Annotated in this window: 12 protein-coding genes; 8 read left to right on the top strand and 4 right to left on the bottom strand. The window is 54.5% G+C overall.

All coding sequences use genetic code 11. The annotated features are described in order from the left end of the window. The first annotated feature begins 50 nt into the window (after nucleotides 1–50). From KO499_RS18905 to KO499_RS18885, 5 genes are all read left to right on the top strand, one after another. Nucleotides 51–1,202 carry an ABC transporter substrate-binding protein gene (locus KO499_RS18905; RefSeq protein WP_215985291.1) on the top strand — a complete coding sequence of 384 codons (1,152 nt, stop codon included), beginning with the start codon at nucleotides 51–53 and terminating at the stop codon, nucleotides 1,200–1,202. Between the two features lie 69 nt (nucleotides 1,203–1,271). Beyond that, complete coding sequence (locus KO499_RS18900) at nucleotides 1,272–2,144, top strand: branched-chain amino acid ABC transporter permease (RefSeq protein WP_215985290.1); 873 nt, start codon at nucleotides 1,272–1,274, stop codon at nucleotides 2,142–2,144. 1 nt (nucleotide 2,145) lies between these two features. After that, the gene (locus KO499_RS18895; protein ID WP_215985289.1) at nucleotides 2,146–3,192 is read left to right on the top strand and encodes a branched-chain amino acid ABC transporter permease; all 1,047 of its coding nucleotides are present in this window, start codon (nucleotides 2,146–2,148) and stop codon (nucleotides 3,190–3,192) included. Beyond that, nucleotides 3,189–3,992, top strand: a complete 804-nt coding sequence (locus tag KO499_RS18890; RefSeq protein ID WP_215985288.1) for an ABC transporter ATP-binding protein — start codon at nucleotides 3,189–3,191, stop codon at nucleotides 3,990–3,992. Before KO499_RS18895 ends, KO499_RS18890 begins: the two co-directional genes overlap by 4 nt. Continuing rightward, nucleotides 3,985–4,698 (top strand): ABC transporter ATP-binding protein, encoded by a 714-nt coding sequence (locus tag KO499_RS18885; protein WP_215985287.1) that lies wholly within the window; start codon nucleotides 3,985–3,987, stop codon nucleotides 4,696–4,698. The genes KO499_RS18890 and KO499_RS18885 overlap by 8 nt, the downstream gene beginning before the upstream one ends. Nucleotides 4,699–4,700: 2 nt before the next feature. On the opposite strand, the gene KO499_RS18880 is transcribed toward KO499_RS18885, so the two are convergent. The 4 genes from KO499_RS18880 to KO499_RS18865 all read right to left on the bottom strand — a co-directional run bounded on the left by KO499_RS18880 (nucleotide 4,701) and on the right by KO499_RS18865 (nucleotide 9,629). Next, on the bottom strand, nucleotides 4,701–5,201 hold the full coding sequence (locus KO499_RS18880) for a MarR family winged helix-turn-helix transcriptional regulator (protein WP_215985286.1): 501 nt from the start codon (nucleotides 5,199–5,201) through the stop codon (nucleotides 4,701–4,703). A 101-nt stretch (nucleotides 5,202–5,302) separates the two neighbouring features. Beyond that, nucleotides 5,303–6,439 carry a 2Fe-2S iron-sulfur cluster-binding protein gene (locus KO499_RS18875; RefSeq protein WP_215985285.1) on the bottom strand — a complete coding sequence of 379 codons (1,137 nt, stop codon included), beginning with the start codon at nucleotides 6,437–6,439 and terminating at the stop codon, nucleotides 5,303–5,305. Further along, on the bottom strand, nucleotides 6,436–7,245 hold the full coding sequence (locus tag KO499_RS18870; RefSeq protein ID WP_215985284.1) for an FAD binding domain-containing protein: 810 nt from the start codon (nucleotides 7,243–7,245) through the stop codon (nucleotides 6,436–6,438). Before KO499_RS18870 ends, KO499_RS18875 begins: the two co-directional genes overlap by 4 nt. Next, on the bottom strand, nucleotides 7,245–9,629 hold the full coding sequence (locus tag KO499_RS18865; protein ID WP_215985283.1) for a xanthine dehydrogenase family protein molybdopterin-binding subunit: 2,385 nt from the start codon (nucleotides 9,627–9,629) through the stop codon (nucleotides 7,245–7,247). The genes KO499_RS18870 and KO499_RS18865 overlap by 1 nt, the downstream gene beginning before the upstream one ends. A gap of 234 nt (nucleotides 9,630–9,863) precedes the next feature. Here KO499_RS18865 and KO499_RS18860 point away from each other — a divergent pair, with 234 nt between their 5' ends. The 3 genes from KO499_RS18860 to KO499_RS18850 all read left to right on the top strand — a co-directional run bounded on the left by KO499_RS18860 (nucleotide 9,864) and on the right by KO499_RS18850 (nucleotide 12,982). Continuing rightward, entirely contained in the window at nucleotides 9,864–11,126 is a 1,263-nt protein-coding gene (locus KO499_RS18860) for an amidohydrolase/deacetylase family metallohydrolase (protein ID WP_215985282.1), read from the top strand. Nucleotides 11,127–11,128: 2 nt separating this feature from the next. Next, entirely contained in the window at nucleotides 11,129–12,139 is a 1,011-nt protein-coding gene (locus KO499_RS18855; RefSeq protein ID WP_215985281.1) for an XdhC family protein, read from the top strand. 90 nt (nucleotides 12,140–12,229) lie between these two features. Then, nucleotides 12,230–12,982 carry a hypothetical protein gene (locus KO499_RS18850; protein WP_323133370.1) on the top strand — a complete coding sequence of 251 codons (753 nt, stop codon included), beginning with the start codon at nucleotides 12,230–12,232 and terminating at the stop codon, nucleotides 12,980–12,982. Nucleotides 12,983–13,319: the final 337 nt, after the last annotated feature.

The following is a 13,319-nucleotide window of genomic DNA, read 5'->3' as shown; positions in this document are numbered from 1 at the left end:
TGATGTTCAGTTAACCCAGTACCACAACGTAAAAAACGAGAGGAAATTCAATGGCTATGTCTAAGCGCTTGTTAACTTCGCTGCTCTTCGGAACGCTGGCTGCGACGCCAGTTTGGGCAGCTGATCCGATAAAAATTGGTGTGTCACAGCCGCTGACTGGCGCCGTGGCCGCATCAGGTAACTATGTAACCAACGGCGCTAAAATCGCCGCTGCGAAGATTAACGAGAACGGGGGGCTGCTGGGTCGTCAGGTTGAACTCGTCATCGAGGATAATAAATCCAACCCGCGAGAGGCCGTCAACGCGGCTGAAAAGCTGATCCTGAGTGACAAGGTGCCGGTCATCATGGGCGCGTGGAGTTCCACATACACGCTGGCCACCATGCCGAAGCTTGAAGAGTACGGTGTCCCGATGGTTGTTGAGACTTCGTCGTCCAGCAAGATCACCAAAGCGGGTAATCCCTGGATCTTCCGAATCGCGCCCACCTCGGCAATGGAAGCACAGGCCTTTGCCAAGACTCTGGACAGCTTCAATCCGCCAATCAAGAAAGTCGACTTCCTGTCGGTGAACAACGATTGGGGCCTTGGCGCATCTCAGGAATTCGAGAAGATGTTCAAGGAACACGGTATTGAGATCGGTCGTAAGGAAACTGTAGCTCCAGCCACCGTTGACCTTTCTGCGCAGTTGTCAGCGCTGAAGGACACCGGTAGCGACACCTTGATTATGACCTCTGGCGTAGAACAGCTGACGCTTGGTATTCGTCAGGCCGCTGAGCAACAGTTGCCTCAGCGTATCGTGACCACGGGCGGTTCATTCCCGGAACCTCTGCTGGAATCACCGGGACCGAAGGGTTACACGAGTTCCCACCTGCTGTTTTTCTCTCCCTGGACACCTGAAAGTGCCGTTCATCCTGAAATTGCTGGAGCTTTCGTGGATGCATGGAACGAAGAAGGCTACTCATTCCCTGGCCTGAGTGAAGGCTTCCGTGGTTACGACGGCATCATGACTATTGCGGCTGCTATTGAAGGCGCAGGTTCTACCGAATCGGAAGCCATTCGTGCGGCTCTGTGGGACGTTCAGGTTAAAGGCGTAAACGGCGACATCTCGTTCTTTAAAGATGGCCCAGAGGGCAAGGAAAGCGCACAGAACGAGCCCAACGTTTACGTTGTTCAGCTCAAAGACGGTGAAGTGACTGCTCAGTAAACGAGTTTAAGGCGAAAACCATGGTGGTTTTCGCCTTTTAAACGCATGAACAATCCCGGGAGGGAGCAAGTGCAAGAGATTCTACAACACACCGTCAATGCCATGGTGCTGGGTTCTACCTATGCACTGCTGGGTATTGGCCTGACCATTATTTTCGGCATCATGCGCGTGGTGAATTTTGCACACGGTGAGCTTTATACCCTGGGAGCCTACGTTGCCTATGGCATGGTGGCACTACTTAATCTGGATTTTTTCAGTTCGATTCTGGTTGCCGCTACCGTCGGGATGCTGATCGGCGCGCTCATAGAATTTGCCTTTCTGCGTCGCAAGGATCTGAAAAACATTGATGAAGTGATGCTAATCATGATCGGTATCATGATCATCATGCAGAACCTTGAGCTGATGGTTTGGGGTGGCGTGGCCAAGATTATTCCGACTCCCTTCTCACAGGACCCTATTTCTTTCGGTGATGTATCCATATCGCCGACCCGCCTGTTCGTTTTCAGTATTGCTGCGATTTTGTTGTTCATCTTCTACCTGGGCATTGAACGTACCCGGTTTGGTCTCGCCATACGAGCCACCTTCCAGGATCAGGATGCGGCGCGGATCGTGGGTGTGAACGTAAAGGCTATTTATACTCTGACATTTGCTCTGGGCTCTGCCATGGCGGCGGTCGCCGGGGCGTTATTGGCGCCCATGTTCGTTGCCACGCCGCTGATGGGCGACCTGGCAAGTCTCAAGGCATTTGCAATCGTTATCCTTGGTGGTTTGGGAAGCCTTGGCGGCGCCGCCATCGGAGGATTTCTGCTGGCCTTCATTGAAGAGTTCGGCGCCAGCTACATATCCAGTGCCTACCGTGATGCGTTTGGATTCCTGGTCATCATTATCGTTATGTTGTTCCGCCCTCAGGGCCTGTTCGCCGCAAAAGAGAGGGTAGGCTGATATGAACTGGAAATTTTTTGGAGTCTTTGTTGTTTGTCTCGGGCTATTCCCTCTGGTCTGGCCGGATCCCTACATTCTTTCTGTGATGGGCTCTGCAGGCATCATGATCATTGCAGCCATCAGCCTGAACCTGCTTCTGGGCTATACCGGGCAACTGTCACTGGGACACGCGGCGTTTTTTGGCATTGGCGCCTACACCAGTGCATTGATGTCCCTCGGTTTCAATGTAGACCTCGGCTTCGGAATCACCGTGCAAGTGGATCCCAAGCCGGTCTGGGCAGCCTTTGCAACCGCCATCGTTGTGACTGCCTTTTTTGGCTGGCTGGTTGGTAAGCTCGCCTTCAAGGTCAGGGGTGCCTATTTCGTCGTTATCACCATCAGTTTTGCGCAGGTGATGCGGATGATTTCCCTGAACTGGACTGACCTGACGGAAGGACCCATGGGGATGATCTCCATACCTCCACTCAGCCTGTGGTTACCCGGCGAAGGCGTGGTTAACCTAACCTCAAAGGCCGAAATCTACTGGTTGGTTCTGGCGGTTGGTGTGATCGCGTATCTGCTTGTCGCCATGCTGGTGAAATCCCGCCAGGGTCGGGCCATGATTGCCTTGCGTGAAAATGAAACCCTGGCCACTTCGGTTGGCATTCCGGTGACTTACTTTCTCGCACTGGCAGCGGTTATCTCTGCTGCGATTGCCGGCGCTGCCGGGGGGCTATACGCCCACACCGTTCGGATCATAGACCCGGATGTTTTCCTGTTCATCTACACGGTGACTATGGTGATCATGGTGGTCGCAGGTGGCAAGGGCACTCTCGGCGGCCCTGTCGTTGGAGGACTGATCTTTGGCCTCATGCCTGAACTGTTGCGGGGTGTTGTTCAGCCGGAAGTCCAGTGGGTTATCTACGGAATCACCATGATTCTGATCCTGCTCTTCCTGCCACGGGGATTGGTTCCTGCCATTTACGATTTCATCGCATGGGTACGTACTCCCATTGCCATACCTGTACGTGAATCAAAACGTGCACTGTCCGCGGGGGCGAAATCATGACTCTGGCAAAACAGGCTTCAGAGAAAGAGCAGATTGTTCTGTCTCTGGAAGGGGTAACCATGAAGATCGCCGGGCTGGTGGCGTTGAACGATGTCACCTTCAGCATCCCGGCAGGTAAGATTGTCAGTTTGATTGGCCCGAACGGTGCCGGGAAAACCACAGCCTATAATGTAATTTCGGGCTATATGGCACCAACATCCGGCATGGTCAGACTGTTTGATGAAGATATTACCGGTCATACGCCCCACAGCATTGCTGCACGTGGCCTGGTTCGCAGTTTTCAGCGTACCAGCGTCTTTGATGATCAGACTGTTTTCGACAATCTGCTGACCGCCTACCACCTTCAGGGGCGTGCTTCTCTCATCCAGTCGTTGTTGCGATTGCCGGAATTCCGTCGTGAGGAAGCCAGGCTGAAAAAACAGGTGTGGGAGATGCTGGACTTTCTGGAGCTCCGGCACCGTGCCGACGAACGGGCAGCGTCTCTGTCGTACGGTGAACAGCGCATTCTTGGAGTGGGAATTGCCTTGGCAGCCAGCCCGAAGATTCTTTTGCTGGATGAGCCGGCGGCGGGCTTGAACCCTTCGGAGACCGATGAGTTCAAAGCGATGATTCGTCGTATCGGTAACAGCGGAATAACCGTGCTGCTCGTCGAACATGATATGCACATGGTGATGTCTATTTCCGATCAGATTGTCGTGCTCAATCAGGGACAGGTGATCGCTGAGGGCGACCCGCAGGACATTCAGAACAACCCGGCTGTCATAGAAGCCTATCTGGGCTCAGGAGTGAAACGTGCTTAAGTTGGAAAACGTAACTGTCTGTTATGGCGCCACCGAGGCTGTCAAAAACGTTTCAATGGAAGTGATGGAAGGCGAGTTCGTTACGCTGATCGGTGCCAATGGAGCAGGAAAGTCTACGACGCTCAGAGCCATCAGTGGTTTGGAGCCGGTGCGCAGTGGCCGTATTCTGTTTGAGGGAGATCCGATTCAGAATGCGGCGCCACAGGATATTATTCGTCTGGGAATTGCCCATTGCCCGGAGGGGCGCCGTGTATTTCCGCAGCTGACTGTCCGCGAGAACCTGGAGATGGGGGCCTTCCGGCGAAATGATCGCCAGACAATAAAGGCCGACATTGACCGAATGCTCGGTATGTTTCCCCGACTTGCGGAAAGGATTCGACAGTCAGCCGGTACCTTATCGGGTGGCGAACAACAAATGCTCGCCATTGCACGGTCGCTGATGTCGCGGCCCCGTCTGGTGATGTTCGATGAGCCTTCGCTGGGGCTGGCCCCGAATTTTGTGGAACAGGTGTTCAAGCTTGTTTCGGAAATCTGTGAGGGTGGTACAACCGTGCTTATGGTGGAGCAGAATGCCTACGCAGCGCTTGATCTGTGTGATCGTTCCTATCTGCTTAGCACCGGCGAAGTAATGCTAAGCGGGACCGCCGATGAGATGCTGAATAATCAGGATGTCCGGCGGATATATCTGGGCGGCGATGCCGCCTGAGCCTACGATAATTTAAGTGAGGCTCGCCCGTGATCATTGTTGGCACTGACAATTTTGCTCATATAGCGGATGAAACGCATCCGCTCTGCTTTTGTCAGTGGCTCCAATGTGCGGTCATGGGCGCGAAGAGCACTCTCTGTCACCTGACTTAACAGTTCTTCCCCTCTGGGGGTCAGTCGGGCCAATTGGCGCCGTCCATCTTCAGGGCATTTCCGCCGTTCGATCCAGCCAGCCTTTTCGATCCGCCGAAGCACATCCGTTGTTGAAGCTCTGTCGATTCCCACTTTCTGGCCAAGTTGCTTCTGATCGAGCTCCAATCCTTCGAGCGCGCTTATGGCACTGTATTGCACCGGGGTAAGGCCGAACACAGCGCATTCTTCGTGAAACAGGGCAACATGAATTTGATGCAGGCGCCGGATCAGAAATCCCGGACGCTCTGCAAGAATGCTCAGACGATCCTCGTTTGTCTGTTTGGCGGTCGTGGTGGACTTCGATTTAGACATGGGAAAACACTCTCTTTTGGCTCTACACTGACGCAAGGAGTGCATTGTTACTCATCACACCCAGGCAAAGCCAATCAGTGTGGCGTACCGGCGCCTTAGAATCAGCGCCTTAACCACCGTCGGAATGCCATCCAGGCCAGCTGGAAAATGCCGAGAGACGCCTGCTTTACCGGGGCCTCACCAGCCAGATGGCGACTGAAATTCGTTTGGAACTGTTCTATCAGTACACCGATTATTTCTTCAACCAGGCCGCCACGGCTGAACTGGGCCAGAGCACCACTCATTTCGAAACTGATTGCGACGGTCATTTTACTGTTCGACGCATCCAGTTCTGCCAGTGAAAAGGAGAGGGTACCTTGTGCTCGTGAGTTGGAACGGCTGTCGGAACCTTGACCGCTCACCTGGCCTTGCCAGGAACTGTCGTCAAAGGTTGCTTTGCCTTCGCCTTTTATGCGGGCAGATACCGGTCCTAGTTTGACGTTGAAAAAGCCTTCTAAGGTACCGTCATCGTTCAGCGAGGACAGTTCTGCACCAGGAAGGCAGGCGACGACTGCGGGCAATTCTTCGCGCAGGATGGTCCATACCGCCGCGGCTGGATAGGCTAGCTCAAACTGTGTTTCGATTCGTCGACCATTGCCATCGGCCATGCTGCGAGTCGCCGCCGTGCGGCTTTCCTGGTTGGCATTCTGTTCCAACGGAATGGTATCCAGGGCGGGCAGGTTCAGCGTCTCTACTGTGTTGCAAATCATGGCTTCCGGTTTGGGCCCGGTTTTATAGCTTTCCAGCACCTTCTGGATGGCCCTTACAATTCCAACGTATCCCGTGCACCGACAAAGATTCCCGCTCAGTTCGTAGCGAATGGTCTTGTCGCTGATGGTTTCGCCTGCGAACCGGCGGACAATATCCTGAGCGGTGATCAGCATCCCGGGCGTGCAGAATCCGCACTGTAACGCATGCTCCTGTGAGAACGCTTCACGCAGACGGATCATGAGGGCATCCCCGTCAAAGGATTCAATGGTTCTGACCTCACTGCCTTCACAACTGCTGGCCGGGGTAAGGCAGGAACGCACCGGACGGCCATCCCGAACCACTGTGCAAGCACCACAAATACCTTGTTCACATCCCACGTGGGTGCCTGTCAGCAACAGGTCTTCACGCACATAGTCAGCAAGATTACGCCGGGGTTCGACGTTTAATTCTTCCGCGCGACCGTTGATTGTCACCGTTTTGCCGTTCATTGGGTGTTGCTCCGCTCAAACGCTTTTTTCATGACATGGAGTCGCACGCCGATTTCTGTGCCTTCCATATCCGGATACCGGTCTGCCAGCGCCTGTTGCCAGGTAGTCGGGTCTAAAGCGTTGGCGCCAGTCTGAATCATCGGCGCTCCCGGAAGTGCTCCGAACACGACACGAAGATCCGCAGAATCTGCGCCGCCAAAAACCGCTGCCATGGCATGCGCCAGTTCCCCTGTCTTGCGACACAGTTTGAAGTAGCCGAAACGACTGGTTTCCGGAACATCGGGCACAAAGACAGCGGTCAGTAATTCATCCTCGGCAATGACGGTTTGCATGGCCCCGGTAATGAAGTCCTGCAGGTGGAGCCGACGCCTTGAAGGGGCGCCTTCAGACGGGCGCTGAAGGATGACCTGGGCATCCAGTGCAATCAGAGTAGTGGCCCAGTCCGCCGATGGATCTGCGTGCGCAAGGCTGCCTCCTATGGTGCCGCGACTGCGGATAGCACGATAGGCGATGCCACGGGCGATTTGGGGCAAGATGCCACCCGTGTTGTCGGGTACCAGGCCGTCTTCAATTTCGGCATGGGTAATGGATGCCCCTATCAGTAAGCCACCCTGGACACGTTGGCAGCCTCGAAGCTCACGTAAAACTGCCACGTCCAGCAAAGCACCGGGACGCGCCAGCCGAAGGTTAAGCATGGGCCCAAGTGACTGACCGCCCGCGATAGGACGCGTCTCGATGTCTTTCATTTTCTGGCACGCCTCAGCGACAGCCTCTACCCGGTGATAGTCGAATGCCTGGGGTTTCATTACGCTGCCTCCTCAGATTTGGCCAGTTGCGCTTTAAGGATGGCCCCCAACATTCGTTGCGGAGTCACCGGCACTTCGGAGATTTCCGCGTTCAGCGGCCGTAAAGCGTCGTTGATGGCGTTCACAATGGCCGCTGGTGGTCCAATTGCACCACTTTCGCCAATGCCTTTCTGACCAAACTCGGTGTACGGTGACGGCGTTTCCATATGGTCAATCGCTATTTCCGGTACTTCCGTTGCGCCCGGTAACAGGTAGTCCGCCAGAGTCGAGGCCAGGGGCTGGCCATTTTTATCAAATGGCATTTCCTCATAGAGAGCACTGCCTATCCCTTGGGCTACGCCTCCATATACCTGGCCATCAACGATCATTGGATTAACCAGAACACCCCCGTCCTCAACGATGGCGTAATCGAGAATTTCCGTTGTGCCGAGCTCCGGGTCAACGGCGACCACGACAGCATGACAGGCGTAACTGAAGGTGCCGCTGTCCCGTTCCGGCTTGTAACCCGCAGTTACCTCCAGACCTCCGGCATCCACATTCTCTGGCAACAATTGAGGCTTGAGGTACCAGGTGCGGGCAACATCCTGAAGTGTCACAGTTTTAACAGACTGGGGGGAAGACACGGTGCCGTCTGCAACCACCACGCTTTCAACCGGCACTTCCAGCAAGTGAGCGCCGATGGTGGCAACCCGAGCAGACAAGGATGTGCAGGCACGAGCTACCGCACCTCCAGCCATTACCATGCAGCGAGAACCCCAGGTGCCGGTAGAGTAGGGCGTCAGGGCCGTGTCTCCGTGAACGACCCGTACCCGGTCCGTATCGATGCCGAGCACTTCCTCGGCAACCTGAGCCAATGTTGTTTCCAGGCCCTGGCCATGAGAGTGAATGCCAACACGAATTTCGAGAGAGCCATCCGGCGTCAGCCTTACCTCCGCCTGCTCGTGCCCTGGCACCATGGGAATACCCCAACCAGCATAAACCGAGGTACCGTGTGCGGATTGCTCACAGAATATGGACATACCGACCCCAATCAGCCGGCCGTCTGCTTCCGGCGTTTCCTGGCGTTGCCTGACTGCCTTGAGATCAATAGCTTCAACGGCACGACGAAGGCAGTCAGGATAGTCACCGCTGTCAAAGTGCTTGCCGGTAATGTTATCGAATGGCATGTTTTCCGGTTTCACCAGACAGTCCAGGCGAACATCTGACGGTTCGCGCCCAACCGCTCTTGCCAGCGCATCCATGGTGAGTTCCATGGCAAAACAGACACCCGTTCGGGCCACACCGCGATAGGGCAGAATGGGGGGCTTGTTTGTTGAGGCAGAGACCGTACTGCATCGGTATGCCTGGAAGTCGTATGGGCCCGGTAAAATGCTGGCTACCTGAGCTCCCTCGAGACAGGCAGAAAAGGGGTAGGATGAGTAGGCGCCTGCGTCAACAACAGCATCCGTATCCAGCGCCAGCAAACGACCAGTCTCATCGCCATAGGCGGTAACACGGTAGTAGTGCTCCCGGCAGTTGGCATTTGCCGTCAGTTGCTCGCGACGATCTTCAAGCCAGCGAACAGGGCGCTTGAAATGCATAGCCAACCAGGCAACGCATACTTCTTCAGGCAGAAGTATGCCTTTATAGCCAAATCCGCCACCAACATCAGGGGCTACCACTCTAATTTGTTCATGGTCCAGACCCAGGCATTCCGAGAGCCCGGTCCGCACAATGTGAGGCATCTGGGTTGAGGTATAAACCTGAAGCTGTTCCAGGCGACTATCCCAGAAAGCCAATACCCCTCGACCCTCCATCGGTGACATACACTGTCGGGCGGTTCTGTACTCTCTCTCTATCTTGATGGCGGCGTTACTGCGTATGGATTCAAGATCGCCGTCCACAAGAGTGTGCTGAAAAACATTGTCGCCCCAGTGTTCGTGTACCAGGGGAGCCTCTTCGTCGAGGGCCCCAAGCATGTCTGAAACCGCGGCAAGATTCTCAATATCCAACTCGACATTGTCGGCGAGATCTTCAGCTCTGGCTCGGTCGGGTGCGATGCACGCAGCTACCAGCTCACCAACATAGCGAACTTTTTCTTTCGCAAGAATCGGCTGCTCTGAAGATTTGAAGCCAGGAAGGGCAGAGTTCGCAAGAATACCTTTAACACCAACAAGGTCCTCTGCCACAAAGACACTCTGATCGGCATCGGTGGGCTTGGTGACATGCTTAAGATACCCATGTGCCACCGGACTTCGGAGGAAGGCTACTTCCAACATGCCCGGCATCTTCATATCGCCTACGTAATCGCCAAGCCCGCGCATGTAGCGGTCATCTTCTTTACGCACTTTACTGGCGCCGACGCCGCGCGAGACCGACGCGTTGTCATCGTTTTTGCTCTGCACCTTGGAAAACCTCCGGCAAGTCGAAATTAAACGATAAAAATTCAGTTTAAAAACGCCAACTTACTGTTAAATAGGCGAATACACACAATATTTATTCAGTACACTGTATATTTATGGAGGTGTCACTGTATACTATTGATTCGTGTACTGCATATTTTTTTCACACTGGCGATGGCGGGCAGGAGAGAGCAAGCAATGCCCATGCCGGTCACATGAGACAGAGGAAAGAAGCGAATGGAACCGAGACCCTATGATCTGCTGTTGAAATCGGGGCGTGTCGTCGATCCTGCCAATCGTACTGATGGAATTTTCGACATTGCTATCAGCGGGGGACGGATTGCAGCTGTAGAGGCGGATATAAATCCAGCCCTTGCCTGTGAAGTGTTCGATGTAGAAAACAAACTGATCACCCCGGGACTGATCGATACCCACGCTCATGTATTTGAACACGTTACCGGGAGCTTCGGTCTCAATCCGGACAGTTGCGGAATCCGTGCAGGCGTCACCACGCTTGTGGATCAGGGTGGTCCCAGCTTGATGACACTACCGGCCTTTCGTAACTACGTAGCAGACCCGGCCGATAGTCGCGTTCTGTGTTTTCTGTCCGCTTACCTCGTGGGAGGCCTTGAAGGGCATCACTATCCCCAGTTGTATGGCCCGGAAGACGTGGACGTTAAAAGGACTATCGAAATCGGCCTCGCGAACCTTGATCTGGTCAAGGGCATCAAAGCCCACGCAGAAGTTGGCGGCAAATCCCGGTGGGGTATGGAGGTTATAAAGCAGGCCCGGGATATTGCTCGTGGTATCGGTGTGCCGCTCTATATCCACCTGGGCCAGATATGGCCGGAGGCTGGCAAAGGAATTGAAGATCCAGATACGGTTATTGAAGAGCTTGTCCCTCTGATGAAGGAAGGTGACATCCTGGCTCACCCCTTTACCCGGCATCCAGGGGGATTCATTTCAAGCAAAACCGGAGAGCTTCACCCGATTGTTCGTGCCGGCCTTGACCGAGGACTGAAGGTTGATGTTGGCCACGGTTCGCACTTCAGTTTTGACATGGCACGGAAGGTTATTGAAGCCGGTATCCTGCCTCATACCCTTGGCGCAGACATGCACGGGTACAACACTGACGCTGGCCAGGCCAAAGCGACAGATTTCGAATCCAGCCCATTCTTTGGCAAGACCCGCTTCTGCCTGACCCACGCCATGACAGAGTTGCTGGCATTGGGTGTTTCTCTGAACGACGTCGTTTCTACAGTAACCAGCAACGCTGCAGGGATGCTGGGAATTGATGATGAATCAGGCAGTCTTTCGGTTGGCAAGATTGCGGATATAGCGATTCTGGAACACCTGACAGGGCGCTTTACGCTGTCTGATAACAGTGGCGCAAGTGTCATTGGAACCGAAGCGATCAGGCCGGTCTTCTCATTGCGCGAAGGCGTTCGTTTTGATGTGGACAGCCCTGTCATTGTAGACCCTATGGAACTGGCAGGCTGATTTTGGACGGCATTACTGTACTTCGGGCCGCACTGGATTATCAGACCCGGGACGTTGCGATTGCTCTGATCACATTGATCCGTCGCGATGGGTCTGCCCCCCGGCCACTGGGTAGCCAGATGGTCGTCACAGAGCGGGGCGACTGTGTGGGCAGTCTTACCGGCACCGGTTGCGCCGACAGCGTGATCGTTCACGAAGCCTGCGCCGCCATCCGTGAGGGGACAAACCGAACGCTGCGCCTTGGCAATGGATCACCGTATCTGGATATCCGCTTGCCTTGTGGGAATGGCATCGACCTCTACATTGATACCTGTATTGGTGCTCAGACTCTGGCGACGTTGCTTGAGGCCTATGAGGCCCGCCGTCCCGTGGCCCTGGAAACCAACACCCTTGCCCGCAGCCATCGGTGTGTCACGGATCAGACCGCTTCAAAGCTGCATTCCGGTATGTTCCGGAGCTGGATTTATCCCCGCCAACGTCTGATCGTCATCGGTCAGGGACTCAATGCTCTGGCACTGTGTCAGCTTGCAATTGCCAGCGGATATAGCGTGGAAGTTCTCTCTCCCGACCAGGAGATGCTTGCAACGGCGGGCCAGGCGGGTGCGCAGATTACCCGATTGACTACCGCCAACGGCTTCGTGTGCCCTGAACTAGACCCCTGGACTGCTGGCGTCACGATGTTTCATGACCACGACTGGGAAATTCCGGTTCTGCGGGCCTTACTGATCAGCCGTTGTTTCTATCTCGGCGCACTCGGCAGCAAGAGCACCCATGCACGCCGACTCGCTGCATTGAATGACCTGGGACTGGCGGATGCCGCACAACGCCTGCATGGCCCGGCCGGACTTGATATCGGCGCCCAGACGCCCTCGGAGATAGGCCTATCAATTCTTGCCGAAATGACCAGCACCTATCGATCCTCGAACCGTGCATTGCTGGAGATAGGAGATGTCGCAGGTGAGGATATCGTCGGAAACGAACTATCACACAGTGTGATGAACACCATACGGTAAAGGAATTATTCAACCTTTCGACAACTCACAATAATGTCCCGCAGGCCACCTCTTGAGAGGTAACACCAGAAGCTGTGGGAGAGTAAACGGGTGAGTGAGAGCGATTGCGCGACTTTGGGTAGTCTTGAACTGCAATCCTGTCGGGAGGAGAGTGCCCCCGGTCAGAAGTGGTACAAGCCCATCATCTGTATCAATACAAAGACCAACGGCGAGAAGCGGTTGTTCAAAACCTACCGGTACCGGCAGGGCCCTTTGGGTCAATATTTTCGGCTTCTGGCCTCACATGAATATCGAATGCTTACACGAGTTAGTGGGCTGGCGTTCACCCCCCAGGGGGTGGAACGCGACGCCACGTGTTCAAGCACGATCAGCTATAGATACGTTGACGGGGCTCCTATTAAAGAACAATTCCGGAAGGGTGATATTCCGGATCGCTTTTTCTTTCGGCTCTATCAGGCGGTGAGTGAGTTGCACGAAAAGGGGATTGCGCACCTGGACGTGGGCAACTCTGGCAATATTGTGGTGTCGCCTGAGGGCAACCCGGTGTTGATTGATTTTGGTTCGTCCATGCTGCTGAAGCGGCTCCCGGTTATCACCCGGGCCTGGGCCCGGAAAAGAGATCTACTGGGGGTGCTGAAGCTCTGGCGCCGATACGATGACGAAACTATGCCTGACATACTGCGTCAGTATTACGAGCGCTATTACCGGAAAAATATATACACACCAAAACGCTTCTTTAAGGCTTGTAAGCGTTACTGGTTAAGCGACGGCGAAGAAATGAGCGAGCTTGGAGCCGTCGCGGGCATTTTCTTTATGCTTTGGTTCCTGATTACCATCGTCTAGCAGCGCGACAATCAAGAGCCTGTGACCTGGGTGTCGTTTCATTTCTCGACGGTCTGGGCGAGGCCGACCGCAAATCTCAACGTAACAGCCAATGTAAAAAATGCCGCCAGACCGCCAAACAGAGTAATTACAGGGATAATGTTCATAGCTTATCCAACCTCCAGTCGTTTTTCGTTCGGATGTTCGCTACGTAAAAGCTGAGCCAGCTTTGCTGAGCTGCGAACCTATTAAAAGATACGACCAGTTTAAGGGCTGGGGGCGCTTCGGGGCGTATGCAAAAACCAGTATCGCCCGTCTGGAATTACCCGTATTCAGGGTGACTGGCAAGCCCTATTTT

Source organism: Marinobacter sp. F3R08 (assembly GCF_018860425.1).
Taxonomy (GTDB): domain Bacteria; phylum Pseudomonadota; class Gammaproteobacteria; order Pseudomonadales; family Oleiphilaceae; genus Marinobacter.
Note: the sequence above shows the minus strand (reverse complement) of the source record. Positions and strands in the feature narration are given on the sequence as shown.